Annotated in this window: 22 protein-coding genes and 6 pseudogenes; 10 read left to right on the forward strand and 18 right to left on the reverse strand. The window is 68.5% G+C overall.

Annotated elements, in window-relative coordinates; all coding sequences use genetic code 11:
• Positions 1 to 10 precede the first annotated feature (10 nt).
• From ACY0PA_RS32520 to ACY0PA_RS32550, 7 genes are all read right to left on the reverse strand, one after another.
• Entirely contained in the window at positions 11 to 658 is a 648-nt protein-coding gene (locus ACY0PA_RS32520; protein ID WP_473081049.1) for a (2Fe-2S)-binding protein, read from the reverse strand.
• A gap of 162 nt (positions 659 to 820) precedes the next feature.
• Positions 821 to 1,588, reverse strand: coding sequence for an SDR family NAD(P)-dependent oxidoreductase (locus ACY0PA_RS32525; RefSeq protein WP_473081050.1), 768 nt, complete (start codon positions 1,586 to 1,588; stop codon positions 821 to 823).
• A gap of 37 nt (positions 1,589 to 1,625) precedes the next feature.
• On the reverse strand, positions 1,626 to 2,882 hold the full coding sequence (locus ACY0PA_RS32530; RefSeq protein WP_473081051.1) for an MFS transporter: 1,257 nt from the start codon (positions 2,880 to 2,882) through the stop codon (positions 1,626 to 1,628).
• Positions 2,883 to 2,923: 41 nt separating this feature from the next.
• Positions 2,924 to 3,466: a cyclophilin-like fold protein gene (locus ACY0PA_RS32535; protein ID WP_473081052.1), complete on the reverse strand. Its 543-nt coding sequence runs from the start codon at positions 3,464 to 3,466 to the stop codon at positions 2,924 to 2,926.
• Positions 3,463 to 4,146 carry an SDR family NAD(P)-dependent oxidoreductase gene (locus ACY0PA_RS32540; protein WP_473081053.1) on the reverse strand — a complete coding sequence of 228 codons (684 nt, stop codon included), beginning with the start codon at positions 4,144 to 4,146 and terminating at the stop codon, positions 3,463 to 3,465. The genes ACY0PA_RS32535 and ACY0PA_RS32540 overlap by 4 nt, the downstream gene beginning before the upstream one ends.
• A gap of 145 nt (positions 4,147 to 4,291) precedes the next feature.
• A complete protein-coding gene (locus tag ACY0PA_RS32545) occupies positions 4,292 to 4,702 on the reverse strand; it encodes a (R)-mandelonitrile lyase (protein WP_473081054.1) in 411 nt (136 codons plus the stop codon).
• A gap of 30 nt (positions 4,703 to 4,732) precedes the next feature.
• Positions 4,733 to 5,749 carry a zinc-dependent alcohol dehydrogenase family protein gene (locus ACY0PA_RS32550; RefSeq protein WP_473081055.1) on the reverse strand — a complete coding sequence of 339 codons (1,017 nt, stop codon included), beginning with the start codon at positions 5,747 to 5,749 and terminating at the stop codon, positions 4,733 to 4,735.
• A 221-nt stretch (positions 5,750 to 5,970) separates the two neighbouring features.
• Between ACY0PA_RS32550 and ACY0PA_RS32555 the strand changes: the two genes are divergently transcribed.
• The 3 genes from ACY0PA_RS32555 to ACY0PA_RS32565 all read left to right on the forward strand — a co-directional run bounded on the left by ACY0PA_RS32555 (position 5,971) and on the right by ACY0PA_RS32565 (position 9,393).
• Entirely contained in the window at positions 5,971 to 6,858 is an 888-nt protein-coding gene (locus tag ACY0PA_RS32555; RefSeq protein WP_473081056.1) for a helix-turn-helix transcriptional regulator, read from the forward strand.
• Between the two features lie 78 nt (positions 6,859 to 6,936).
• Entirely contained in the window at positions 6,937 to 7,563 is a 627-nt protein-coding gene (locus ACY0PA_RS32560) for an aminoglycoside phosphotransferase family protein (protein ID WP_473081057.1), read from the forward strand.
• Between the two features lie 438 nt (positions 7,564 to 8,001).
• On the forward strand, positions 8,002 to 9,393 hold the full coding sequence (locus tag ACY0PA_RS32565) for an IS1380 family transposase (protein ID WP_473081058.1): 1,392 nt from the start codon (positions 8,002 to 8,004) through the stop codon (positions 9,391 to 9,393).
• Between the two features lie 174 nt (positions 9,394 to 9,567).
• Here ACY0PA_RS32565 and ACY0PA_RS32570 read toward each other — a convergent pair whose 3' ends face one another.
• Entirely contained in the window at positions 9,568 to 10,008 is a 441-nt protein-coding gene (locus tag ACY0PA_RS32570; protein ID WP_473081059.1) for a hypothetical protein, read from the reverse strand.
• 228 nt (positions 10,009 to 10,236) lie between these two features.
• Between ACY0PA_RS32570 and ACY0PA_RS32575 the strand changes: the two are divergent.
• The 3 genes and pseudogenes from ACY0PA_RS32575 to ACY0PA_RS32585 form a co-directional block, all read left to right on the forward strand.
• Positions 10,237 to 10,425 (forward strand): annotated as a pseudogene (locus tag ACY0PA_RS32575) (ISAzo13 family transposase); the annotation flags it as partial.
• A pseudogene (locus ACY0PA_RS32580) lies at positions 10,421 to 10,969 on the forward strand (PP2C family protein-serine/threonine phosphatase); the annotation flags it as partial. The pseudogenes ACY0PA_RS32575 and ACY0PA_RS32580, both read left to right, overlap by 5 nt.
• Positions 10,970 to 11,056: 87 nt before the next feature.
• Entirely contained in the window at positions 11,057 to 11,305 is a 249-nt protein-coding gene (locus tag ACY0PA_RS32585; protein WP_473081060.1) for a hypothetical protein, read from the forward strand.
• Between the two features lie 206 nt (positions 11,306 to 11,511).
• Here the strand turns inward: ACY0PA_RS32585 and ACY0PA_RS32590 are convergent, their stop codons facing one another.
• Positions 11,512 to 12,054 carry a DUF5994 family protein gene (locus ACY0PA_RS32590; RefSeq protein WP_473081061.1) on the reverse strand — a complete coding sequence of 181 codons (543 nt, stop codon included), beginning with the start codon at positions 12,052 to 12,054 and terminating at the stop codon, positions 11,512 to 11,514.
• Between the two features lie 456 nt (positions 12,055 to 12,510).
• On the opposite strand from ACY0PA_RS32590, the gene ACY0PA_RS32595 reads away from it, so the two are divergent.
• A protein-coding gene (locus ACY0PA_RS32595) for an IS3 family transposase (RefSeq protein ID WP_473081062.1) occupies positions 12,511 to 13,697 on the forward strand; the annotation gives its coding sequence in 2 pieces (ribosomal slippage) (positions 12,511 to 12,784 and positions 12,784 to 13,697; 1,188 coding nt in all).
• A gap of 203 nt (positions 13,698 to 13,900) precedes the next feature.
• Here ACY0PA_RS32595 and cutA read toward each other — a convergent pair.
• Positions 13,901 to 14,227, reverse strand: a pseudogene (gene cutA, locus ACY0PA_RS32600) (divalent-cation tolerance protein CutA).
• A 293-nt stretch (positions 14,228 to 14,520) separates the two neighbouring features.
• Here cutA and ACY0PA_RS32605 point away from each other — a divergent pair.
• Positions 14,521 to 14,703, forward strand: coding sequence for a group II intron maturase-specific domain-containing protein (locus tag ACY0PA_RS32605; protein WP_473086496.1), 183 nt, complete (start codon positions 14,521 to 14,523; stop codon positions 14,701 to 14,703).
• 15 nt (positions 14,704 to 14,718) lie between these two features.
• Here the strand turns inward: ACY0PA_RS32605 and ACY0PA_RS32610 are convergent.
• Both ACY0PA_RS32610 and ACY0PA_RS32615 read right to left on the reverse strand, forming a co-directional pair.
• Positions 14,719 to 15,226, reverse strand: a pseudogene (locus ACY0PA_RS32610) (transposase); the annotation flags it as partial.
• A gap of 151 nt (positions 15,227 to 15,377) precedes the next feature.
• Entirely contained in the window at positions 15,378 to 15,602 is a 225-nt protein-coding gene (locus ACY0PA_RS32615) for a hypothetical protein (protein ID WP_473081063.1), read from the reverse strand.
• A gap of 192 nt (positions 15,603 to 15,794) precedes the next feature.
• Here ACY0PA_RS32615 and ilvC point away from each other — a divergent pair.
• Positions 15,795 to 16,482: pseudogene (ilvC, locus tag ACY0PA_RS32620) on the forward strand (ketol-acid reductoisomerase); the annotation flags it as partial.
• Positions 16,483 to 16,911: 429 nt separating this feature from the next.
• Complete coding sequence (qcrB, locus tag ACY0PA_RS32625; protein ID WP_473081064.1) at positions 16,912 to 18,483, forward strand: cytochrome bc1 complex cytochrome b subunit; 1,572 nt, start codon at positions 16,912 to 16,914, stop codon at positions 18,481 to 18,483.
• 132 nt (positions 18,484 to 18,615) lie between these two features.
• Here qcrB and ACY0PA_RS32630 read toward each other — a convergent pair.
• The 6 genes and pseudogenes from ACY0PA_RS32630 to ACY0PA_RS32655 form a co-directional block, all read right to left on the reverse strand.
• Positions 18,616 to 19,993: pseudogene (locus ACY0PA_RS32630) on the reverse strand (NF041680 family putative transposase).
• Positions 19,994 to 20,472: 479 nt separating this feature from the next.
• Positions 20,473 to 20,970, reverse strand: coding sequence for an Ohr family peroxiredoxin (locus ACY0PA_RS32635; RefSeq protein WP_398379746.1), 498 nt, complete (start codon positions 20,968 to 20,970; stop codon positions 20,473 to 20,475).
• Positions 20,971 to 21,229: 259 nt separating this feature from the next.
• Positions 21,230 to 22,126 carry an RNA polymerase sigma-70 factor gene (locus tag ACY0PA_RS32640; protein WP_473081065.1) on the reverse strand — a complete coding sequence of 299 codons (897 nt, stop codon included), beginning with the start codon at positions 22,124 to 22,126 and terminating at the stop codon, positions 21,230 to 21,232.
• Between the two features lie 27 nt (positions 22,127 to 22,153).
• A complete protein-coding gene (locus tag ACY0PA_RS32645; RefSeq protein WP_473081066.1) occupies positions 22,154 to 22,948 on the reverse strand; it encodes a class I SAM-dependent methyltransferase in 795 nt (264 codons plus the stop codon).
• Positions 22,949 to 23,333: 385 nt separating this feature from the next.
• Entirely contained in the window at positions 23,334 to 25,190 is a 1,857-nt protein-coding gene (locus ACY0PA_RS32650; protein WP_473081067.1) for an FtsX-like permease family protein, read from the reverse strand.
• Positions 25,191 to 25,572: 382 nt separating this feature from the next.
• Positions 25,573 to 26,094 carry a hypothetical protein gene (locus ACY0PA_RS32655; protein WP_473081068.1) on the reverse strand — a complete coding sequence of 174 codons (522 nt, stop codon included), beginning with the start codon at positions 26,092 to 26,094 and terminating at the stop codon, positions 25,573 to 25,575.
• Positions 26,095 to 26,132: the final 38 nt, after the last annotated feature.

The following is a 26,132-nucleotide window of genomic DNA, read 5'->3' on the forward strand; positions in this document are numbered from 1 at the left end:
TGCCGGGCCCTCACTTCCGGCCCGCGGCTTGTTCCACCGCGTGCACGATCTTGACGTAGCAGCCGCAGCGGCAGATGTTGCCGCTCATCCACTCCCGGATCTCATCCGGCGAGTGGGTGTGGCCTTCCTGGATGCAGCCGACGCCGGAGACGATCTGACCGGGGGTGCAGTAGCCGCACTGGAAGGCGTCCTCGTCGATGAATGCCTGCTGCAGCGGGTGAAGTTGGTCGCCGTCAGCCAGACCCTCGATCGTGGTGACGTCGGCGCCCTCCAGCCGGACCGCGAGGGTGAGGCAGGCGTTCTGCCGGTGTCCGTCGACCAGGACGGTGCAGGCCCCGCAGGCACCGGCGTCGCAGCCCTTCTTCGCCCCGGTCAGGTCCAGGTGCTCGCGCAGCAGGTCCAGCAGCGAGGTGCGGTTGTCGACCGTGACCGTGTGGCGGGTGCCGTTGACCGTCACGGTGAGGCGGCTGGCGGGCGCCGAAGGGGAGGCCGCCGCTTCGGACTCGGACAGCAGGTCGGTGCCGAGGACGGTACCGGCGACCACGGCGGTCCCGACGGCCGTGCCGGTGGCGATGAAGGTGCGCCGGGTCGGCGCTATGCGCGACTCCGGCTCGGCAGGTACGGCGACGGGTTCTTGCGGGACGGGTTCGGTGGGCATGTGGGGAGACCTTCGCGTCGTGGACAGGGTCAACAGCACAGCGGTGGCGCCCGTGCGGGAGGCATGGCGGGATCGCCTCCGGGCGGCCAGGAGGCATACGCGGGTTCGATTCGTACGAGAACGGGGTTCCGGCGTCGTCGTGACGTACCCGGCCCGGTGGTGTTACTGGGCGGTGTAGCCGCCGTCGACGGGCAGTGCGATGCCGGTGACGTAGCTGGCGCCGGGGCTGCACAGCCACAGCACGGCCTGGGCGATCTCGTCGGCGGTGCCGAGCCGGTGGATGGCCTGGCCCGCTTCGGCCTGGCTGCGGTCGAGTTCTCCGCCTTCGACCATGGCGTCGACCATGGGGGTGCTGATCGTGCCGGGGCAGACGGCGTTGATCCGGACACCGCGGGAGCCGTATTCGAGGGCGGCGCTCTTGGTCAGGCCGATCACGCCGTGCTTGGTGGCGTGGTAGGCGGCACGGCCGGGGTTGCCGACCAGACCGCCGAGCGAGGAGCAGTTGACGATCGCGCCGCTGCCCTGCTCGCGCATGTGGCGCAGTTCGTGCTTCACGCTCGCCCAGATGCCCCGCAGGTTGATGCCCTGGACGCGGTCGAACTGCTCGGCGCTCTCGTCGGCTGCGTCGGCGGGCGGGGGCATGATCCCGGCGTTGTTGTAGGCCATGTCGAGCCGTCCGAAGGCTTCGACCGTGCGGTCGACGGCGGCGGCGACCTGGTCCTCGTCGGTGACGTCGCAGACCAGCGCGAGGACCCGGTGGCCGTCGTCGGCGAGCTGCTTGGCGGCAGCGTTCACGGCGTCCTCGTTGATATCGGCGAGGCCAACGGCGGCGCCGGCTTCGGCGAAGGCGCGGGCGGTGGCCAGGCCCATTCCGGAGGAGGCGCCGGTGACGAAGGCCACCTGGCCGGTGAAGTCGTAGGTGGGGTTCATGTCGGTTGCTCCCAACGAAGCTGTACGGGCGTGGAGTTCAGCGTGCGGTCGTCACGGTGACGTCGGCGGCCCGCGGCTCGTCGGCGTCGGTGGTGTGGTGGGCGACGATCCGCGAGGGGCCTGCCGTGCCGCGCAGCGCAAGGGCGATCAGCGGCAGCAGGGTGAGCGCGGCGAAGACGGCGCCGACCAGGGCCGGACCGGTCAGACCGAGCGAGGAGTCCAGGGCCCGACCCGCGACGAGCGAGCCTGTGGCGATGCCGGTGTTGTAGCCGGAGGTGGTCAGCGCCGAGGTGAGGGTGGGGGCGTCGCCGGCGAAGCGGACGGCGAGGGAGGTGACGACGGGGTTGACGGTGAACCCGGCCAGGGCCATGCCGAAGACCAGGATCACGGCGGCCACGGGGCTGCTGGAGGCCGGGATCAGGGCCAGCAGGATGAGGGAGGTGGCCGCCGCCGCGGTGATCGTCGTGACCATCGGGCGGTGATCCCCGAGACGGCCGCCGATGGCGGTGCCGCCCAGCGCACCGATACCGAAGGCGATCAACACCAGCGGCACCGCCCCGGCCGGGATGCCCGCCCGGTCGGTCAGCAGCGGCGTGATGTACGTATACGTCGCGAGGACACCGCCCATGATCAGCACCGCTGCGCCGAGCGCCAGCCACAGCCGCCCCTGCTTGAGGGCCCGGACCTCGGCCCGCACCGACACCTCGGCCCGCTGTCCGGTACGGGGGATGAAACGGCCGACGAACGCGGCGGCCAGCGCGGCGAGGACGGCCAGCGCCCAGAACGGGCCGCGCCAGCCGGTGTACTGGCCGACGAACGAACCGATCGGCACACCGATGACGTTGGCCAGCGTGAGGCCGCCCATCATGACGCCGACCGCACGCGTGGCGCTCGCGGGCCCGGCGGTGGTGGTGGCGATGACGAAGCCGACGGCCCAGAACGCTCCGGTGGCCAGGGCGGTCACCACGCGGGCGGCCAGCACGACGGTGAAGGAGGTACTCAGGGCGGCGACGGCGTGCCCGAGAGCGAAGACGGCGAGTGCGCCGATGAGGGTGTGGCGCTGGGGCAGGCGCAGGGTGGCCATGGCCATCGTGGGCCCGCCGACGATCATGCCGACGGCGAACGCGGTGATCAGCAGACCGGCGTGCGACACGCTCACGTTCAGGTCGGCGGCCATCTCGGGCAGCAGTCCGGCGATGACGAACTCGGTGGTGCCCATCAGGAACGTGCCGGCAGCGAGCACCCAGACGACGAAGGGCAGCTTGCCAGGGGCGGACCCGGTGGCGGAGGACATGCGAAAACTTCTTCCCGTACGAGGAGGGGCGGTTGGCGAGGTCAGGAGGCAGCCTCAATGGTGATCCGGTCGGCCCCGGACAGCTGGTCGGCGTCGGCGTCGATGTGGCCGAGGATCAGCAGGTCGGAGGAGGCGGAGGGACCGTTCTTGTAGAAGATGGCGAGGTTGCCCCACGGTGCGAAGTAGGCGATGTCTCCGGCCTTTGCTGCGGCCGGTTCGGGGGCGCCTTCGGTGGTCAGCTTCCTGGGCGGGTCGGCGATCCGCTCGGTTCCGTGGAAGTCCTCCAGGTTCAGGGTGAGCGGGAGCAGGGAGGCGAGGTCACGGGCGGCGGGGCTGTCGTTCAAGGTCGCGTCGACGGGCTGGCCGTCGATGGTGACGCGGATGTCCATCGGAGTGCTCCTTTCTGAGCCGGACGGGCTCGCCGAAGCCGAAGTCTGCGGCTGCCCGGACGCCGGCGCGGACGATGCGGAGGCGGTGGCCGGGGCCTGCTCGGCGGGCGAGTCGTCGGAGCAGGCGGTCGCGGTCAGCAGCAGTACGCCGGTGACGGCGGTGGCGGTCAGGGCCCGGCGAAGGGTGTAGGTCATGGGGTGCCGTCCTGCGGGTCGGGCAGGGGCTCGACGTAGTGGCGAAATCCCTCACGGTCGGCGTGCAGGCCGTATAGCCGCTCGGCCAGCGCCTCGGGGCTGGAGGTCGCGGAGTCGGGGCTGATCGCGCCGGGGACGATGAGCTGTGCGGCGTAGATGTTCTCCGGGGCGAGCGCGGTGTGGAGCATCGCCGCGTAGGCGCTCTCTGCGGCGAACGCGATCGAGGTCCCGGCCACGCTGGCCTTCGGGCGTACCGCGCTGCCGCCGTTGACGAACAGCAGCGTGCCCCGCCCGAGTTCCCGCATGCCGGGCAGGACGGCGTTCACGCAGGTGAGCGGCCCTTTGACAGAGAAGGCCAACGGGTCGTCCAGGTCGGCCGCGGTGGTGTCCAGGACCGGCTTCATGAAGTCGCCCCGGGGCACCGGGCTGAACTGCAGGATCTCGACGGGTCCCAGCGTTTCTGCGGCTTCGCGCAGGGCTGCAGTGAGGGAGGCGGGGTCGAGGACGTCGGCGGTGAAACCGCGGGCGTGGACGTTCTCCCTCGCCAGTTCGGCTGCCAGGTTGTCCTGGTGCTGGGCGCTGCGCGAGAGGAGGGCGACACTGTGGCCCGCTTTGCCGAAGCGACGGGCGGCAGCCAGCCCCAGGCCAGGGCCGGCGCCGACGAGGGCGAAGGTGGTCACGGTAGTTCTCCTCAACAACGTGGGGCGGGCGGGCCGCATCAGAGGGCCCGAGGAAAGAGCGGTGCGGTTCGCGAGGGGGGTCTGATGGCGCGGCGTTCGTCGACGCCGTGCAGCCCTCGGCGACCTGAAACCAGGCTGCCCGGGTTCAGCCGGTGGCCGGAGCGGCGGCGTACTCCTCGTCGGTGACGGGATTCAGCCAGTGCACGACATCGTGGTCGCCGTCGCCCTCGTTGATGGCCAGGTGGACCATCAGCCGGTTCGGCGCGGCACCGTGCCAGTGCTCCTCATCAGCCTCGAAGAGGACGCGGTCGCCGGGCCGGATGACTTCCACCGGTCCGCCCCGGCGCTGGCACAGGCCGATCCCTTCGGTGACGAAGACGGTCTGGCTCAGCGGGTGACGGTGCCAGTGGGTGCGGGCACCGGGCATGAAATGCACCAAGTTGGCGGTGACCCGGGAGGGGGCGGGGGCCGCGGCGACGGCGTCGATGTAGACGTCGCCGGTGAACCAGTCCGCCGGACCCTTTGCGGTGTCGATCGAGCTGCGGGTGATCTGCACGGATGCTCCTCGTGCGGTTGACGGGGCGGGTCAGGGGGTGAGGAGGGTCTTGATGGCGCGGCGTTCGTCCATGGCCTTGTAGCCTTCGGCGACCTGGTCGAGGGGGAGGGTGAGGTCGAAGACCTTGCCCGGGTCGATCGCGCCGGCAAGGACGCGGTCGATGAGGTCGGGGAGGTAGCGGCGTACGGGGGCGGGGCCGCCGCGCAGGCCGACGTGGGAGAAGAACAGCTCCTGGCCGTCGACGGCGACGTCGTGCGGGACGCCGACGAAGCCGACGTTCCCACCGGGGCGGGCGGAGTGCAGGGCCTGCTGCATGGCCTGGGCGGTGCCGACGCACTCCAGGACGCTGTCCGCGCCGATCCCGCCGGTCATCTCCTTGATCCGGGCTACGCCCTCCTTGCCGCGCTCGGCGACGATGTCGGTCGCGCCGAACTCCCGGGCGAGCTTCTGCCGGGACTCGTGCCGGCTCATGGCGATGATCCGCTCCGCGCCCAGTTCCTTGGCGGCGATGACGCCGCACAGGCCGACCGCACCGTCGCCGACGACGACGGTGGTGGAGCCGGGCATGACCTCGGCGGCGTCGGCAGCCCACCAGCCGGTGCCCATCACGTCCGAGACGGCCAGCAGCCCCGGCCAGAACCGCTCGTCCGGCACACCGTCGGTGGCCACGAGGGTGCCCTGGGCGTTGGGGATACGGACGTAGTCGGCCTGGCAGGTGGACATGAACTCGCGGTTCAGGCAGTTCGACTGGAACCCGTTGCGGCAGTTCGCACAGGTGTTGTCGGAGGTCGCGAACGAGCCGATGACGAACTGGCCGGGCTTGACCGAGGTGACCTCGGGCCCGACCTCCTCCACGAAGCCGACGTACTCGTGGCCCATCGGATGGGCGTGCTCGGTCGGCTCCGCCCCCCGGTACGGCCACAGATCCGACCCGCACACACAGGTCACCGCCGTGCGGATGATCGCGTCGGTCGGGTGCTCGATCTTCGGGTCCTCCAGAGTCTCGAAGCGGATGTCGCCAGGGGCGTGGATCACTGCGCCGCGCATGAGAGGTTCCTTTGCCTACCGGTTGCAGGTGCGGGCCCCGGAGCCTCGGGCGACGGACCGCCCGAGCGGGGCGCGGAGCTGCGCCTTCGCCGCCTTGATGGCTGAAGGAGAAGCACCATGCCTTCCAGGTAAAGCCCTCTTCACGCGCGGAGCGAGTCACTGACAAGGGGTGTACCGGCAGTACATCCCTATGGCCGTGTGAGGGACGTACCGTCGAGGACATGGACAACCGTGAGGAGGTCCGCGAGTTCCTCACCTCGCGGCGCGCAAAGATCACCCCCGACCAGGCCGGATTGCCCGGAGGTTCCCGGCGCCGGGTGCCGGGCCTGCGCCGCAGCGAGGTCGCGGCCCTCGCCGACATGAGCGTGGAGTACTACTCGAAACTGGAGCGTGGCAACCTCGCCGGGGTCTCCCCGGCCGTCCTCGAAGCTCTCGCCCGCGCCCTCCAGCTCGATGACGCCGAGCGCGCCCACCTGCTGAACCTGGCCCAGGCAGCCGACGGCTCCGACACCCTCACCCGCCCCCGCCGCCGACGCACCAAGGAGCAGTGGAAGCCGCACCGCAGCCTGCAATGGACCCTGGACGCGATCACCGCCGGACCCGCGTTCGTCCGCAACGGCCGGATGGACATCCTCGCCGCCAACCAGCTCTTCCGCGCCTTCTACACCGACGTCTACACCACGCCCGGCAACCAGCAGAACCTGGCCCGCTTCACCTTCCTTGACCCCGCCGCCCGCCGCTTCTACCCCGACTGGGACGCCTTCGCCGACATCACCGTCGCCATCGTGCGTGCGGAAGCCGGCCGCAACCCGCACGACAAGGACCTTCACGACCTGGTCGGGGAGCTATGCACCCGCAGTGAAGAGTTCCGTACCCGTTGGGGTGCGCACAACGTCCGCCACCACGGCACCGGCACCAAGCACTTCCACCACCACGCCGTCGGCGACCTCTCCCTCGCCTTCGAGGGCCTGGAAATGGCCGCCGCCCCCGGCCTCACCCTCACCATCTACACCGCCGAGCCCTGCTCACCCTCCGAAGAAGGGCTGCGCCTCCTCGCCACCTGGGCCGCCACCCAGGAAGCCGACCCGGAACGGTCGGCGATTGGCTGACCGCCGACAGGGCTGACCGACGCCGAACCGGTACGGCTCGCCGAGAACGCCATATGGCGTCTTCCCAGGGGAGTGGTGGTGCGTATCGCCCAGCCCGGCCAGTCCGCCGCCGCAACGCGCGAGGTTCAGGTCGCCCGCTGGCTGGCCACCCAGGGCGTGCCCGCCGTACGCGCTCTTGACCTGCGGCAGCCAGTAGCGGTCAACGGGCACTCGGTGACGTTCTGGCAAGAGCTGCCACCACACGAAATCGGGACGGTCGCGGACGTCGTCGTGCTCCTCAAGCAACTGCACGCCCTGCCGAAACCAGACCTGCTGCTCGGCGAGCTGGACCCCTTCGTCCGGTTGGCTGAGCGCATCGACGCAGCGAGCACAATCTCTGACGATGACCGGCAGTGGCTGAACGACCGGCTCAAAGACCTCAAGGCCCAGTGGGCTTTGAGGCCGAGGGGCCTGCCGGAGTGCGTAGTCCACGGGGATGCATGGGTCGGCAACGTGGCGCGCACCGAGACCGGCCCGCTGTTGATGGACTTCGAGCGCGCTTCGTACGGCCCGCCGGAGTGGGATCTTGTGTCGACCGCCGTCAAGCTCACCACGACCGGCGCGGTGTCTGCCAAAGAGTACGCCGCATTCTGCTACGGCCTTGGTACTGGTGAGCTCGCGTATTCAACTGTCGCCAGTTCCTTGTTGGGTCCAGACAGTCAGTGACTGTGTGTAGTCGGTGAGTCCTGCCGACCTACCTCCGGGCTGGGTCCGGGCACGCCGAGTGCTTTGGCCCGGGCCGGAAGCCGCTCGCGGGCGGGTGCGGGCTCGTTGTCCACATCGTTGACCGGTCCTCCTGACCAGTCGAGCGCGACCAACGCGGCCTGCCGCGCGCCACCGATATGGACGAAGGAGCTCACTGCGTCATTCATCACGGTGCTGCTGGGAAGACCGGTCGCCCGCCAGGTCCGCCGCGAACGCGGCTCTCGTTCAAGACCAAATGCCGTGACCGGTGTGCTGGCCTGGTGTGCGGACCGCTCATCCCGGATCCACCGGCTTGCCGCCTGTGGATAGTTCTTCCGGAAACGAGGAAGTGCCTTGTGACCTGCGATGATGGGGTTTCTCTAGGACCACATCAGGCACGATCGGCAAGGCACTTCCGAGATGCAATCTTCCCATGCCGCCACGGCGGTCTCGTCCGCGTTCGATGACCCGAATCTGATCGCGTACGGCGGGCTTGAGCCAGTGGTGCGCCTGGCCGAGCGATGCGGCCTGCCCACGCTGGCCGATGAGCTCATCCGGCTTCCGAAGTCGAAGGACGGCACCGGGGCCTTCCCCGCGGCGAAGCTGATGTCGCTGGTGGGCGGTATGGTCGCGGGTGCGGACAGCATCGAGGACATGGACCGGCTGCGGCACGGCGGACTCGGTCGTTTGTTTTCGGGGGTGCGGGCCCCGTCCACGCTGGGCAACTTCCTGCGCTCCTTTACCCACGGGCATGTGAAGCAACTGCACGCCGTGGCCCGCCGGTTGTTGCCCCGCCTCGCAGCGCACACCCCGCTGCTGCCCGGCGCGGATCAGGTCGCCTATGTGGACATCGACGACACGATCCGCCGCACCTACGGCTACGCCAAGCAGGGCGCCGGATACGGATACAGCAAGGTCAAGGGGCTCAATGCGCTGCTGGGGATCGTCTCCACACCCCTTGCCGCCCCGGTAATCGCCGCCACCCGGCTGCGCAAGGGACCGTCCAACTCCGCGCGCGGGGCAGCCGCGTTCGTGACCGAGACCATCCGCACCGCCCGCGCCTGCGGCGCGAGCGGCCTGCTGGTCGTGCGGGCCGACTCCGCGTTCTACGGCGCCGATGTCGTGAACGCCTGCCGGACCCTGGACGCCCGCTTCTCGATCACGGTGCGGATGAACGCCTCCATCAAGGCCGCCATCGCGCGCATCGACGAGAACGCCTGGACGGCGATCAAGTACCCCAAAGCGACCTGGGACGAGGAGGGCCAGTGCTGGATCTCGGACGCGGAGATAGCCGAGATCGACTACACGGCCTTCACCTCCAAGCCGAAGCAGCAGCAGGTCATCGCCCGCTTGATCGTGCGGCGGGTCAAGCGTCTGGCCCCCGATACCGTCCCCGCCGGTCAGGGCACGCTCTTCGATACCTGGCGCTACCACGCCGCGTTCACCAACTCCCCGCTCTCGCTGGTGGACGCCGAGCGTGATCACAGGCGGCACGCTGTCGTGGAACAAGTGATCGCGGACGTCAAGAACAGCGCCTTCGCGCACGCCCCCTCCGGCTACTTCCAGGCGAACGCCGCCTGGCTCACCCTGGCCGCCGTGGCGCACAACCTGACCCGTGCCGCCGGAACTCTGGCCGGAACCTTCCACGCCAGAGCGACCACCGCCACGATCCGCGACCACCTCATCAACGTGCCCGCCCGCCTGGCCCGCACAGCCCGCCGCCTCACCCTCCATCTACCCGAACGCTGGCCCTGGCGAGGCGACTTCATGCAGCTGATCACCGTCTTGCACGCGCCACCGTCCACGGCCTGACACGCCCTGACCGACCCGCCCGAAAGGGCCCGAGACCTACGGACATGTGGAAGAGCTGGGCAGACCAGCGGCCATTCCATGCCCGAACCCGCAGATCAACCTCGGACCAGCCCGAACACCCCCGAAACGATCACTCTCAAAACAAGCCGGTGGATCCGGGCTCATGCACAGCGACTACTCCTGGTCGCGCCGCCGAACAGTTTCGCTGAACCGGGTCCATAGAGTGCGCGCGGCGACCGCGAGGGAACTGCCAGCGACCGTGACCATGAGCAGCATTTCCAGCAGGGCGGCGACACGAACGGCAAGACCATGCAATCCGACGTCCAGAAAGCCACCAGTGGACGCGATTCCGAAGGACAGGAGGAAGACGTCCACCATGTGCGTCGGTTGGCCTACCACGACGGACGGAGCGTTCCCTCGGGCGAGGAATCCGTAGAAGATCGCGAATCCGGTGATCAGAAGTGCTGGACCAAGTCCGAGCAGTGTCCGCGCGATACTGGCGCCTTGCCGCCGCGCGAACGAAAGGGTGGCAACCAGAGTGGCGAGCGCTGCGGCAGCTGCGGCGACGAGCCAACCGATCGCCACGGGCGCTATCGACAGCACGATGGCGGTCACCGCAAGCGCAAGACTTCCACCACCCCAATACAGAGCGGAGCCCGGCGGCCACGTGTCGATGGCTCGCCGAGAAGTCCGAAGCCCTTCCGGTGCACCGAGAAGAGCTCGAACGCTCTCGAGAACCAGCGCGTCCTTTATCCGACAAGAGCCTTTCGCAGTCATCGCCGTTTCTAAGGGCTTGCAGATCATCAAGGTGTTGCTTCCCGTCCTGGGATTCGTTGGTTCGGTATGCGCATCACGAACGAGACTCGTGCCCAACTCGCGGTGAAGTTCGCCGTGTTGTTCCCACATCTGGACGAGCGGCAGCGGCGGCTATTGATGGCCGCGGAGGCCCGAGGGCTGGGACACGGCGGCATCCGAACCGTGGCGCGGGTGGCCGCAGCGAGCGAGACGACGGTCCGTAGGGGCGTCGTCGAACCTCGCCATCGGCGCCTACCGGCACGCCCGACGCACCGACGTCGGGCTGTCCGGGATCTACGCGTTCATGGACCGGGCCATCGCCGGGCAGTTCGGGCCCGAGCACTTCGTCACCGCACAGATGATGCGCCTGAACGTTGCGACAGGCCACCCGCAATGGGTCAACGCCGGCCACCCCGCGCCGCTGCTGATTCGCAACCACCAGGTCGTCCGGCAACTGCACAGCCCCACCACCTTGCCGGTCGGCTTCGGCGGCGACGAGCCCCAGCTCAGCGAGCAGACGCTCCAGGTCGGCGACCGGGTGCTGTGCTTCACCGACGGCCTGATCGAGGAGCACGATGTCCGCGGCGAGCAGTTCGGCGAGGAGCAACTCATCGCCTGGGTGAACCGCATCGAGCACGTCGAGGAAGGGGTTCGGGCGGTGGTGCGCTCTCTCTCCCGCACCCTGATCCAGGAGCGGGGCGGGGTCACCAGCGACGACGCGACCCTCTTCCTGATCGAGTGGCGCGGGGGTGCCGCCGACCACATTGCCACCCTGGAATGAGCCGATACCGCCCGACTGGTGGTGCGGCCGTTGGCGGTGACTCTGGCATGTCACGCGAGAAAACCGCGAGGGATCTATCGTCAAGGTATGAGCGTGTTCATCAAGCTGGTGGAGAACCGGCCCCCCAAGGAATACGCGGAGCTGGCGGCTGTAGATATCTCCTACGACGACATCACCGAAGGTGAGTCGCCTGCCACGTACGAGTACGACCTGCTTCCGAGTGGCGCATTGCGGATCCTCAGAGTGACCAAAGGCGAAGCCGCTGTCGTCGAATCGATCTACGCTCCCGGACTCTGGTTCCGTGTCCAGGGGCAGTGGCGCGGTAATGCGGAATAGCAAGCACTCTGCCGGCGGCCGCTGCCGGCAGCTGGGCCCGGCCGTCGGTGCTTGAGGTCCGAGCAGAATGTGCTCATGCTTCGCGTCAGCCGACGGAATCACGTCGGAAACTACCTGCAGGTGTACCGTGGATTGTGGGTTGCGCACTCTCACGTGTTGCGCCTGAAAGGACGGCCCCGGCGGTTTCACCGGGGCCGTTTCGGGGATCACGCAGAGCGTGCTGGCGCGGTCACACGGGCGCCATGGCCGCCCTCGGAATCCCAGACCGCTTCTCGGGCCTGGTCGGCTACGATCCGTTGGAATTCGGCCCTCTGCAGCAGATCACTCGCTGTGTGGCTGCGCAGCAGACCGGTAGCCGCGGTCATCAGCCAGGCGGCGATGGCCGGATCCGTCTGCGGCGGAATCACCAGCAGGTCCCAGCGGCCGACGGTGTAGGAGAGCAGCAACAGCTTGTGGGGGTCTTGCTCGGCCTTGAACCAGCCGACGCTCACCACATGCCCATCAACGGGCACCTTCCGTGGGATGACCGGCCACAGGGTCGGGTTCACCGTGACATGCGTAATGCGCCCCCAAAGGGGATCCAGCACCGCTGTCAACGCAGGAAGTTCCGCCGCCAGGTCGCGGGAGCGGGGCCACCAGGCACCGTCCAGAAGAGCACCAGGGGTGTCCGTTGAGGCGAGCGCGACACGCAGCGGCAGCGAAAAGGTCCGCTCCTCGACCGCCGACGTATACAGAATGGTCGCGGTCATGACGCGGACCTGTCCCCGGGCCGGTGTACACCGGCCCGGTGTTGTGAATCGCCGAGAACGACAGGAGCTTAGAAACTCTTATGCGAAATGTCCTCGGTAATTTCAGGATACTCCCGGATACAGCCCGCCGGGCGGTTTCGGGGTTACGGATATTCGAGGTTACGGATATCAGGGCGTTTTGACGGGTCTTCGAACTTGAGCGGTGTACTCGGCTGGCGGTGCTGACCTGTCGTCACGATGGTGACGGTCGTGGTGGTTGTCGGCATCCGAATGCAGAGCGCCCGTGGTCATACCTGATCATTTCTGTTCTCGACGCAGAACGATCACGCCGGAGCCACGGGCTTGGTCAACGATACGACGTTGCTGCTCGACCTCGACGGGGTGAGCTGAACCGGATTTTGTAGCGGCCCTGAAGCCAGGCATGATCGCCTCGGCAGATGGGAGAACACGCATCCGATGCCTGCACCACGGAAGTACCCCGACGAGCTGCGTGAGCGAGCCGTCCGCGAAGTCCAGACCTCCGGCCGTCCGGTCGCTCATGTCGCGAAGGACCTGGGCATCCACAAGGAGGCCCTGCGCGGCTGGGTCCGCCAGGCCGAGGCAGACAAGGGTGACCGGCCTGATCTGCTGACCACCGCCGAACGGACGGAGCTGACCCAACTCCGCAAAGAAATAGCTGAGTTGCGTCGGGCGAACGAGATCCTGAAGGCTGCCTCGGTGTTTTTCGCGAAGGAGCTCGACCAGCCCCGCACGAGGCTGACGCGGTGATCAACCACCTCCGCGACGACTTCGGGGTCGAGCCCGTATGCCGGGAACTGGATCTCTCGGTCTCGGCATTCAACGCCCGCCGTAGGCGCCCGAAGTCCGCCCGGCGACAGCGCGACGAACAGCTCATCGAGCATATCCGTCGCATCCATGACACGTCCGGCCAGACCTATGGAGCCCGGCGCATCCACCACCAGTTGCGGCGCGAGGGCATCGCCGCGGCCCGCTGCACCATCGAGCGCCTCATGCGCGAAGACGGCCCGGAAGGCGTGATCCGCGGGCAGCGGCGCCGCACCACGATCCCCGAGCCGACCGCGCCCAGGCCGCCCGATCTGGTCAATCGGCGCTTCACCGCGAGCCGGCCGAACCAGCTGTGGGTCGCTGACTTCACCTATATCCGCACCTGGTCGGGCTGGGCATACGTCGCCTTCGTCCTGGACGTGCACTTGCGGATGATCGTCGGATGGCAGCTCGCCACCCACATGCGAACCGATCTCCCGCTGGACGCACTGGAGATGGCCTTGTGGCGGCGGGGAATCAAGAAGGGCTCGGGGCTGATTCATCACAGCGACCGCGGGTCGCAATACGTGTCAATTCGGTACGGTGAGCGGCTGATTGAGGCCGGCGCGACCTCATCGGTCGGCTCCGTCGCCGACAGCTATGACAACGCGATGGCCGAGGCTCTCAATGGTTCTTTCAAGGCCGAGCTGATCGAGCATCAAGGCCCCTGGCGGGACGCTGACCAGGTCGAACGTGCCGTCGTTCAATGGGTGGGCTGGTACAAAACCGAGCGCCTGCACTCCGCCCTCGACTACCTCCCACCCGAGGAATTCGAGGCCCGGCATCACCGATCACAGGCAGCCCCAAACGCCGCCTGAAATCAGAGAAACCGGCCGCTACGAAGCTCGGGGCAGCTCACTCCGGGCGTTGGACCGAGCGCGGTTCGCCTACGACTTCGCGGATCGCACCAGCGAGCAGCATATCGCCGTTCACCTGCGGCAGTTCGCATCCTGAGCCCCCTCGCGCGGTACGCGGGCAAGCCCAGGACGCGAACGCCGTCGTACGGCCGGCCCGTCGCTCCTCAGTCCTGTGACGTCTCCTCGACAACCCAGGACAGGTACGCCTCCGACCCTCCGGTCACGGGCAGCGTGATCCACTGGGGGACGTCATACGGGTGCTTCTCGTGCAGCCACGCCTCCAGTGCCGGCAGACGGTCCGTCGTAGTCATGTACGAGATCCGCCACTCTTGCGCCGTCTCGACCTTCCCCTTTCACCGGTAGAAGGCGGTGATCGGCGCATAGATGTGAACGCCCGCTGCCAGTTTGCTCTCGACCGCGCCCCGGGCCAGCGCCTTCGCCTGATCCTCGTCGTCACTGGTCGTCTGCGCGATCACAATCTCGTGGGCCATGCCACTGCCTCTCCAGCTCGGGTGCCGCGACCCTACCCAGCCGTCCAGGGAACACCGAAAGTCGGTCGCTCCGGTGAAGGTCCTCTCGTCGACGAGGTTGTGCAGCGGCTTCATGATGCAGGTGCCGGTGCGTGTCTTGCGCCTCAACCCGGATCCACAGGCATCAAGCCGGTGGATCCGGACTGAGGTTCCCCCGAGATGCGGAGGATGCTGACAGCGGATGGCGCATCCAGCGACACCGGAAACTGGGCACTGACCGGCAGTACATCTACACCTATCCGGCACGGAAATCAGTGCGTTCCGCAACGGGCAAGGTGAAGGAACTTACCGGACGGCAGAACGTCGGCTTGTCGCTGGAGTCCTTGCTCCACCGGCTGAACTCGGTGTTGCGAGGATGGTGTGCGTACTCCGCCCCGGAGTGTCGATGCATGCCGCCCTCGGCGAGGATATCGAGGAGCTCGGCGAACAGGTTGTAGGGCTGGCCGTCCGCTGTCCGTGGGCAGGACGGTCTCGTCGGTTTCTGACTCGATCGAGTGGAGGCGGGCCTTGGCGAGCAGGTCGAGTCCCATGTAGCGGCAGGCTTCGGTGCACTTCGTCGTTCTGCTCCGCCAGGACCGCGCCGACCAGGTGGATCAGGGCGGTGCGGTCGGGGAAGATGCCGACCACGTCGGTGCGGCGGCGGATCTCCTTTTCCAGCCGTTCCTGCGGTTCTTCGACCAGATCTGCCGCCAGATCTCGCGCGGGAACGCGGTGAACGCCAGGACGTCGCCCTGGGCGTCGTCCAAGTGGGCTGCGGTTTGGGGAACTTGGCTTCCAGGGCGCCGAGCACGTGCCGCATCCGGGCCTGGACAGATTCGGCGTCGGCTGTTCGAAGATGGTCCGCAGCAGTGTGGCCACCCAGGGCTGGGCCGACTTGGGCACCTGACTCAGCAACACGCGGGCGTAGTGGGTGCGGCAGTGCTGCCAGATCGCGTCCGGCAGGGTGGCGCCGATCGCCGGAAACGGGTACCCCTCGACATCGTAGGCACGGGCGCACACCGATTGGATACCGTTGGGAGACCGATGGGAGAGGTATCGACCCCACGGTTTTCCCAGGACGTGTCACCCGATGCACCGCACAGCACAACGGTCGTTGTCATTCGGTGTTCCTTCAGCCGGATGAGTCACAGTGCCGCGCGCCGTCCGGCGGATCGGCCGAGGCGGAGGCATCGCGGTGCAGCAGGCGGAGTGTGTGGGATAGCGTCTCGATGCCCGCATCGGTCTGGTCGATCTCCTCCTGAAGCATTCGCACCCGTGCCTCCAGCAGCGCAGCCTCGGCCGCCAGGGACGCACTGGTGAAGGCAGGGTCGGAGTGTTCCTCGGGGTCCGGTGGCATCAGGCGTCCCTCTTCTCTCACTGCGATGATTCACGGAGAGCGGCGTGCGTGCCGCCCTCCGCATTGACCGGACAGGCGAGTCGGATGTGACAGGCGCTGGCCCGACGTCACTCCGATGACGAGCGCCCCCGGTCAGCCGTTCACCCCAGGCACGACCCGGCACAAGGTTGCAAAGGCTCGCCAGTTCGCCATGCCGAAGTGCGAGCCGAGGCCGACGTCATCATGATCCTGGTCCCGGACCCGATCCAGGCCCAGGTCTACGAGGAGCACATCGTCCCGAACCTGAACGACGGCGACGCCCTGTTCTTCGGCCACGGCTTCAACATCCGCTTCGGCTTCATCAAGCCCCCGGCCGGCGTGGACGTCTGCATGGTCGCCCCGAAGGGCCCGGGCCACCTGGTGCGCCGCCAGTACGAGGAGAGCCGCGGCGTTCCCTGCATCGCCGCCGTCGAGCAGGACGCCTCGGGTAACGCCTTCTCGTACGCCAAGCGCATCGGCGGCACCCGCGCCGGCGTCATCAAGACCACCTTCACCGAGGAGACCGAGACCGACCTGTTCGGTGAGCAGGCCGTCCTCTGCGGTGGCACCGCGGCGCTGGTCAAGGCGGGCTACCAGCTGGCGATCGCCTACTTCGAGTGCCTGTACGAGCTGAAGCTGATCGTCGACCCGATGTACGAGGGCGGTCTGGATAAGATGCGCTGGTCGGTCTCCGAGACCGCCGAGTGAGGGGACTACGTCACCGGCTCGCGGATCATCACCGAGGCCACCAAGGCCGAGATGAAGCAGGTCCTCGCCGAGATCCAGGACGGCGCCTTCGCGCGTGAGTGGATGGCCGAGTACCACGGCGGGTCTGAAGAAGTACAACGAGTACGAGAAGGCATAGACCGTACGACCCCCTCCGGGGACAGCCCAGCACCGGAAAGCTCCGTCTCCGTGCAGCGCAGGTCTCGGACCAGCATCGTCCGCGCCCGCCAGGCGACATCCGGCAGGTACCCGCGCTCGTCGGGCGACTCGCATCCTCCCTGCGACCGTGTGCCCCGGTGGTTGACCGGTGTCACACGGGACCTGTGACACCGGTTGCGTTACGGACGGGTGTCACAGATGCGCGGGTTGTCCGGTCTTATGTGGCAGCCCCCGGTACCTCGTCATGAAGACAAGAGAGTGTGATCGATATCCGGGGCCTTTCAACGCGTAAGAATCCCGGAGGTTTCGCTGCCATGACCGCTGAGCGAGGAGAACAGGCCGCCTACTGGCGCGATCGGAACAGCGGTCATCGCGGCGTGAGCGAATCATGAACGGTGGTGACGGCATGGATGAGCCCGGCCGGGAAATCGCCGCGCCGCCGAGAGCGACGCGGGAGAGAATCCGGAAAATCTTCCCGGACCACTGGTCGTTCGTGCTGGGAGAGATCTGTCTCTACAGCTTTGTCGTCCTCCTCATCACCGGTGTGTATCTGTCCCTGTACTTCCATCCGTCCATGAAGGAGGTGCGATACGACGGAAGGTACGCACCGTTGAGGGGCCAGCTGGTGTCAGAGGCATTCGATTCGACCGTGCACATATCCTTCGACGTCCGCGGCGGCCTGCTGATCAGGCAGGCGCATCACTGGGCGGCGCTGGTCTTCGTCGCGGCCCTGCTCGTCCACATGATGCGCGTGTTCTTCACGGGCGCCTTCCGTAAACCCCGCGAGCTCACCTGGATCGTCGGCTTCCTGCTGCTGGTACTCGGTATGTTCGAAGGGCTCACGGGATACGACCTGCCGGATGACCTCCTGTCAGGGACGGGGCTCGCGGTCGTGAACGGGACGATCCTTTCCCTCCCGATCGTCGGAACCTATGTCTCGAAGTTCCTCTTCGGCGGCGAGTTCCCGGGCACGGACCTCGTGGCCCGCTTCAACGTGATCCATGTCCTGCTCATCCCCGGTCTCATGGTGGGACTGCTGGTCCTCCACCTGTTCCTGATACTCCGTCACCGGCACACGCAGTACCCGGGCCCGGGGCGCAGCGAGAGCAATGTCGTGGGGCTGCCGGCGAAGGTGCGGGCCGTGAAGTCCGCCGGAGTCTTCTTCCTCGTGGCGGGCGTCATTTTCGTCATCGCCGCGGTCGCGCAGATCAACCCCGTCTGGGCCTACGGCCCCTACCGCAGTGATCAGGTCTCGGCCGGGTCGCAGCCCGACTGGTACATGGGGGTGGCCGACGGGCTGCTGCGGGTCATGCCCGGCTGGGAAGTCTCCTTCTGGGGCCACACGTTGGCACTGGACAATCTGATTCCGCTCATGGCGGGCGTTGGTCTCTTCCTCACCCTGGGCGCCTACCCCTTCGTCGAAGCCTGGGTGACCGGCGACAAGCGGGAGCGGCACCTCCTGGACCGGCCGCGCAACCAGCCCGTGCGCACCGCACTCGGCGTCGCCTGGCTGGGCTTCTACGGGGTAGCCCTGATCGGTGCCGCGAACGACATCATCGCCATCCGCCTCCACGTCCCGGTCGAGTCCGTCACGTGGTTGATTCGGGTCGGCCTGTTCGTCGTCCCGTGGGCGGCGTACGTCCTGACGAAACGGTGTGCCCTGGGCCTGCAGCGCAGGGACCGCGACACCCTGCTGCATGGTCGTGAGACCGGCGTCATCAAGCGCCTGCCGCACGGCGAGTTCGTCGAGGTGCACGCACCGCTCAGCCAGGAACGGATCCACCTGCTGACCCAGCACGAGCAGTACGAGCCGATCGGTACCGATCGCGGGGCCGACGGCGGGGACGCGGCTACTGCGGTCCGCCTCACCCGGAAGCTGCGCGTCCGGCTCAGCCGCGCCTTCTACGGCGAGGACGCACAGATCACCAAGCCGACCGCGCAGGAGTACCGGCAGATCACCGGGGTGCACAGACGCTGATCGCGGTACGGGGCCGTGCGTACCGACCCGGTCGGGATCAGCGTCCGCACGTGGAAGAGCCGGGCATCGGTGACGATGCCCGGCTCTCGTCGGTCGTGCGGTCCTCGCGAGCCGTTCCGGCTAGCTTGATCTTCAACCTGTGCGGCGGGGTCGTGGGGTGGTTGACTTCTGTGTTCGCTGCTTCGCCGATGGTGTTTTGCGGGGTGTGTGCACGTCGTGGCGGGGTGTGGGCCGGGTGTTCTTTCCGCCCGGTGGCCGACCGGGGCCAGGGCGAGAGGGTTTCGGTGCTCTGGCCGGGCAGGCGGCTTGTGGTCGGATGTGCCGGAAGTCGCGGCGGACGCGGGCAGGACTGATTCTGTCCCGGGAACGGGGTTACTCCCAGGGGCGTCGTAGGTCGGCTGCGAGTGGGCGGGCCAGACGGAGTTGGGTGTAGGCGGCGAGGATTAGCCAGGTCCATCGGTCGGCCGCCTCGGGGGTGCGGATCTTCGGGGAGGTCCAGCCGAGGGTCTGTTTGAAGAGGCGGAAGGTGTGCTCGATGTCGAAGCGTCGCAGGTATGCCTGCCAGAGGCCGTCTGCGTCTGCCGAGGTGGCGTCGGTGCCGGACCACCAGAGCCAGACCGGCTTGGGGGTTGCTCCGCTGGACAGGTGGTCGATGTCCAGGCGGATCACTGTGCCCTCGACGATCGGGAGGGTGCCGTCGGTTGTGGCCCAGGAGGAGCGGTGGGTCAGTTTGGGGTGGAGCCGGTTCCAGGAACGGGCCCTGGCGGTGCCGTAGAGGCGTGTGTCGGTGACGGTTTCGGTGTCCGGGGTGTCCCAGGTGTCGGGCTGTCCGAAGACGAACTCGCCTCCGTGCCGGGGCGGCCTGCCCTGGGTGTGTGGCAGCCGGGGCGGGACAGCCCTGCGCAGGACGCGGTCTGATCGCATCCGGGCCAGCACCTGCACGGGCAGCCCCCTCAGGAGGAAGCCGAGGCGGGGTGCGTCGTATCCGGCGTCCGCGACGATGAGGATGTCCGGGTCGCCCGTCTGCCACTGCCCCGCTGCGATCAGTCGCTGAAGCAGATCGCGTAACTGCCGGGCGGTGACAGTGGCGGTGTCGTCGCCGGGCGCCAGGCGCAGTGCGTCCAGGAGTGCGGTCCACGAGCTGCGGCCTGGCCCCAGTGCGCAGACGATTGAGTAGGGCCAGCCGGGGACGGGGATGTGCTGGTCTTTCCCCCGGCCGTAGGTGTGGCACAAGATCCGCTGTGGTGAGGTGTGTGTCGGACCACAGCCAGCAGGTGACATCGACGGCCAGGACCAGCCGGCCGTCGGCCGTCCGCGGCAGTGGCACTTCGGCCAGCGCCCGCCTCAGCCGTCCGGCATCAATGCGTCCACGGGCCAGGGCGGCGTAGAGCCCGCCATGGCCGCGGCGGTGTTCACCCACCAGGGACAGTTCGGCCAGCGACCTCACCGGCCCGTCGCCGCACAGAACCGCATCAGCCAGCTCGAACAACGCGTCCGAACGAGCGGTCAGGCAGGAATAGAACTTGCCCCGGGCCGGGGTTCGTCCGCGGTCAGTGTGTGCGAGTCGACCGCGACGGACCGGGCGAGCCCCCGGCCTCGCTTCTGAGGCAGGACGGGCCCTTCCGGTGTGACATGTGACCGAGCACGCTGTCACACGGTGTCCCGGAACCCGGTCTGATAGAGGCCACGCACACTCAAAAAACGGAACGGAGAGCGATGCGCGACGCGATGGCTCCTCGCGGAGGACGTCTGGGCAGAACAGCGGACTCGGTACCCGCCTCCTCCGCCGTCTCGGCCGGCACGTCGTCGACGGTGGGTGGAAGAACGTCTACGGTCTCGTCCTGCCCGGCGTCGAGAAGATCTCCGCCATCCTGCGCCATGTCCCCCGTGCCGGTCCACCGGACGTCGGAGGCGGGTGTCATCACGGTGTGGGCCGAGATGGACCGCGCTTCCCGGCCAGGCTCGGCTCGCGAAGCGCGGTCCGTCCGGCTAGGAAGCCAGGGTGATGTTCGTCGGCGTGCCCTGCCCGGCCATCTTCGCGTAGGGGCAGAGCGAATCGGCCTTCTCCATCAGCGGGGCGGCCACGCCGGGATCGACGTCCGGCCACTCGACCACCAAGTCCACGCGCAACAGGTAGCCGCCGTCCGCCGGGTCCCGCCCGAACGCGACGGTCGCCTCGATGGAGATCGCCGAAGGGTCGAGCGCGGCCTGCCGTGCCACCAGGCTCAGCGCCCCGTGGTAGCAGGCGGCGAAACCAGCGGCGAACAGCTGCTCCGGATTCGTCCCCTGCCCGTCGCCGCCCAGTTCGGCGGGCATACGCAGGTCCAGATCCAGGATTCCGTCGGCCGAGCGGGCCCGGCCGGTGGCCCGGCCGTGACTCGCCACACCGCCGCTCACGGTCACCGTTGTGGTGTAGATCGCGGCGAAGGACTCCCCGTCGAAGTCCCTTTCGGTGGACAGATCGGGCAACCTGACCGGCTCGTTCACTGCGTGACCCCCTCGACGTCGCGGTCCATCGCCGCGCGCGGAGTCGGATCGGATGTCCGGGGGTGGGTAACCACCGGCCGCCGGGCAGAGCCCACGGCCTCGTGTGTGCTGGGTGTCATATTGTGTGAGCCTTTACGTTGTGAGGGCGTGCCAGTCAGGGACAGCTAGTTGACCGGCATGTCACCCCTGTTGTGACAGCCCTCGACGGAACACCCGCCCGCCCGGGATCCGTGGCCGTCCGCAGCGCGCGGAAGCCGCCTCAGGCGTCCAGCGAAGCCACGTAAGGAACCAGTTTCGCAGGATTCATCACCCACAAGAGACGTTCGATGCCGCGCGCGGACACATCAGCACAGAGCAGCACCTTCGCGTTGCCGTCCTCCGAGACCAGGACGGCGGGCCTGCCGTTGGCCTCGACCCAGCGGACATCCGTCCGCGGCCAGAAGCGCGGGGCGAAGGCGGCCAGATACCGGGAGACGTGCGGCAGCCCGGATACCGGGATCTTCGATGCCCCGCGCGTTCCGCCGCCGTCGGAGTAGCTCACGATGTCCTCCGTGAGGACCTCCTCCAGTACCGCCAGATCACCGGTCCGCGCCGCGTCCAGGAACACCTCCAGCAGACGCCGGTGCGCAGCGCGGCCGACCGGTTCCCGGCGTTCCGCGGCCAGACGCTTGCGGGCACGGGTCACCAGCTGGCGCGTGTTGGCCTCGCTGGTCTCCAGGACCTCCGCGATGCGGCGGTACGGGTAGACGAAGGCTTCCCGCAGTACGTAGGCGGCGCGTTCCACGGGATTCAGCTTCTCGAGCAGGAAGAGGACGGCCAGGTCGAGCGCCTCCGCCCGCTCCGCGCCCAGCTGCGGATCCGCCCTCGTGTCCAGGGGTTCGGGAAGCCAGGGTCCCGTATACGATTCGCGCCGCACTCTGGCGGACTGGGCCAGGTTGATCGCCAGCCGGGCGGTGACCGTGGAAAGGAAGGCGGCCGGTTCTTCGATCCCGGCGCGGTCGGTGCTCTGCCAGCGCAGCCACGCCTCCTGGAGGATGTCCTCGGCCTCTACCGCGCTGCCGAGCACACGGTAGGCGATACCGAAGAGCTGGGGCCGCGCCGCGACGAAGTCACTCGTCGCCCGGTCGAGGGAGCCTGGTTGGTCACCGGCGCGCATATATGTCCTCCAGTCTCGGACCCCATGCTACAAGCCGGACCGGCGGCTCCTGTGTGTCGCCGCGAGCCGGACGGTCAACACGGTGGGATCCGGCGGACCGGACCGTGGGACGAACTCGGACCCGGCCAGTTCCGCGACCACCGTCGCACGCGAGGCGGACCACATCCAGAACGTTTCGTGGTGTTCGCGCAGCACACCGTGGTCGCCGCGGACCCAGTAGTCGAACCGGGTCCGGATCCGGTTCTCGTCGGCCGAGGTCACCATGCGTCCCCCGTACTCGTGCTGCCCCACCCGCTGCGTCGGGAGATCATGTGTGGTCTCGTGCAGGGGGAGACGGGCGGGCGGGAGCTGGACGAGCAGGACACCCCCGGCCACGTGCGCGTCGGCGAGGGCCGGCCACAGGGAGCGCCGGGAGGCCGGAGGCAGACACGCGACCATGTTGTGGCATATTGCCACGTCCGCCACGCCGTGCAGGCCGGACTCCTGCAGGGTGTGCGGATGCACGGTCACCCGCCTGCGCAGCGCGGCGGGCAGGGACGCGAGGCCGGTCATCAGCGGGGAGCGCATGGCACGCGTGGGCTCGACGGCGTACACGGGGGCCCGGGACTCCGCAAGGCTCATCAGCGTGACCCGGCCGGTTCCCGCGCCGGCGTCCAGCACACCGAGACGGGCGTGCCGGACATGGCCGCCGTACAACCGACGTACTCGCGCGGCGTCTCGTTCCGCCTGCAGGACGTCGTAGAACTCGGCGCTGATCGCGTAGCCGTCCTGCGGCTCCAGGTGGAGAGGGGCGGCGGACGCATCTGCCAGGGATGGGTGCATATCCAGCAAGACCGGCCATGTGCCCCGTCTGTGACAGTGCGGCGCGACCGCGGTCGTGGCGGCGCCGGGGCGGATGTCACCTGCTTGGCCCCGGGGGCGGCAACGGCCCGGTCAGCGCGCCCAGTACATCTGGCATCCCCTCGCCAGGATCTGGCACGACTGGTCGAGGGCGACCGGTTCATGACCGAGGAGATGGTCAGCCACGTGGACGCGCCGATGAAGGACAGCATCCTTGAGCTCTACCGCCCCGCCCTGACGACGGGCGCGGAGTAGAAGCCGGCGCTGACGGAGATGTCCGCCCCGGCCCTGGTGTTCTCAGGTGCGCGCGACCCGGCCTGCCAGATCGAGTTCGGTGACAGGCTCGGCCACGCTCCGGGACGACCGCTCACTCGTGCCGGAGGCCCTCCGGCCGCGTCGCGATCGCGATCGGCCCTGCTGCCCCGGGGGTGGTGAGCAGCATGCGCTCGGGGAAGTCGTCTGGTGGATCGGCGCTCGTGGCGTGGGCGGTGGCGGTGATGCGCGGTGTCTTCCATCCGGGGCCGTCCGCGCCGATGCGCAGCCTCATGCCCGCCTTCCACGTGGTCATGTCGTCCGCTCCGTGCGTGCCGGCCGGAGTGACGAGGAAGGCATCCCCGTCGGAACAGGCGGGCAACACGGCCAGTCGGCGCAACCCGGCGCAGTCGGCTATGCGGACCGTGTGCGGGAAGGCGCCGTCGGGCGTACTCACGGACAACTCCCCAAAACCGACGGCCTGCTGCACACCGGGAGTCGCGGCGAACACCGGGGCGTACCGCTCCGCGTCCCCCTTGCCGTCATCGAGGCGGGCGAAACCGATGTGCGTGCGGGGCGAGGAGGAACCGTGCGCCGCCTGTGGGGTGCGGTCCGCAGATTGCTGGGTGATCCCGGTGAAGAGGGTCTGCAGCGCCACGGCACCGGCCACGGCGACCGCGATCCCGTTGACCGAGCGGGTGGCAGCCTCGCCGCTCAACTGCAGCCTTCGTACCGCCAGTTGCCAGGACAGCGGACCGAAGCCGCCGAACAGCCCGGTGAGGCGTTCCACGATCCAGGGCAGCACGGCGGTGACCCCGATGAGCAGCGCGAGCATGCCGGCGACCACCTGCACGACGGTGGTGACGTCGTGCAGGTCGGATGCGTTGCGCACGGACGTCCGCAGCAGGACCAGTCCGAGCAGGGGAAGCGCGATACGCCACCACAGGCGCCGGGTGGTTTCGCCGGACCTGCGGACGACTCCGAGGGGCTCCACGGCCACCTTGTTCATCGCCATCCGCGTGACGGCGAGGGAGAGTGCGAGGACGGCGACGACCGTGAGGGCCGCCAGTAGAGGCTGTGGAGTGAGATCCTCGGTGAAGACGCCCAGCCCCTGTACCTCCACCAGCCCGATGAACTGACGGCCCGCCATGAACAGGATCGCGCCCAGCGCGATACCGGCCAGTGTGCTGAGCAGCGTCTCGCCCGCGGCGATGCCGGCCGTCATCCGGCGGTCCGCGCCGACCAGCCGCAGGGCGGCCAGCCGCCGGTCCCGGTGCTCACCGCCGAACCGGACGGCCGCGGCGATGAAGACGCCGACCGGGGCGAGCAGTACGACGATCCCCGCGATGCTGAGCAGGGCGAGTTCGGGGGAGAGCGGCTTCTTCGCGTAGACCTTGCCGAAGTGGTCCAGTCGCCGCGTGCCCGCGACGCCGGTCACCATGTGATCTCCGCCCAGGTAGAAGACGTACTCGCCGGGGTCGAGCAGGCCCGGGTCGCCTACCTCGCCCACGACGGGGTGGGCGAGGCGCTCGCGCAGCAGCTCGCTGCCCGGTGCGGCCAGTAGCTTGCGCAGTGCTGGTGACACGACCATCTCTCCGGGGCGTGGATAACGCCGGAGTCCGGGCGGAAGCGGTGCGTCGGACCCCTCCGGCTGCACCATGCGCCCCCGGATCTTCTTGTCCCGGAACACGGTGTCGATGTCGCTGATCAGTACAGTGCCCGCCGAAGGCATGATGGCGCGGTCGTCGAGGTTGACGTCGATGCGGTGGTGAATGCGCTCGTCCCGGTGGTGCCGGGCGGTGGGTACCGACGCGGCGAGCAACAGCACGGCGACTCCGAGCCCGACTCCGACGGCCGTCAGGGTGGTGCGGACCTTGCCCTCCCGGCCACCGGGCAGGGCGAGCCGGGCACCGAGGCCGAGCGCGCGAAGTCCCCCGAAACGCCGTCCACCGCCCGGGACTCTCGCGGTCACGACATGGCGCGCATCTTTGCGAGCTGTCTTCCTCTCGTACGGGACGCGGGGCGCCGTCCGTACGGCCCGGGGGCTTGGAGTGCCGATCACATCGGCCGTACAGAAGGGGGAGCGGCATGGCGTGGAGGCCGCCTGTCGGCATGCCCGCACTATACGCCGAAGGTATTAGTCGCGCATGCTGTACCGCAGCAACCATTGTGCACCGTGTCACAACATCATGCGGTGTTACCGGTCACCGACGCAGAACGTCCGGGTGGTCGCCCGCTGGATCAGGGGCGCGACCGGAGCGGGTTCCCGCCGCGGAGCCGTGGCGGGGCCGGCTCCGCGGCGGTGTCGCCGTTGGCCGTTCCGCGTGCCGTGGGCTCCCCGGTGATGCGGAGATTCACGCGGCGCGGTACAGACCTCGGCCCGCGCGGTGGATCCGGGACGTGCCGACCAGGCGGTCGAGAGTGCTGCGCACGGCGTTGATGCTGCCGCTGTCCGTGGCACGGCCGAGCGCCTCGGCGACATCGCGTGCCCGGACGTCGGTGTCCCCGGCTCCGGCGAAGTAGTCCAGGATCTGCTCGGTGAGTTTGCCGTACTTCTGCTGACCGCCCGCCTCGTCGGAGGCCGTGGCCTCGTCGACGGGAGCCGTCGTGGCCGGCTCCCGTCGCGGCTCCACACGGGTGGCGCCGCCGGTCTCGTGCGTGGCCGTGGCGCCGACGGCTCCGGGCGGTGTCGACCCGGCGGCGGACATGAGGGTCTGCAGCGCACCCAAGGCCCGCTGGACGGAGCCGAGGTGCGCCTTGACCGCGGCCAACTCCCGTTCCAGGGCCTGCTTTTGGACCTCCAGCCGAGCCAGATCCTCCTGGAGGCTCTCGGCGGTTACCTCGATCTCATGCGCAGCGTGGGTTACAGACACCATGTGTTCCTCTCGCCCCTCAACCCTGTGGTCGCGCCCGT

Source organism: Streptomyces sp. DS1-CR2, from assembly GCF_055760475.1.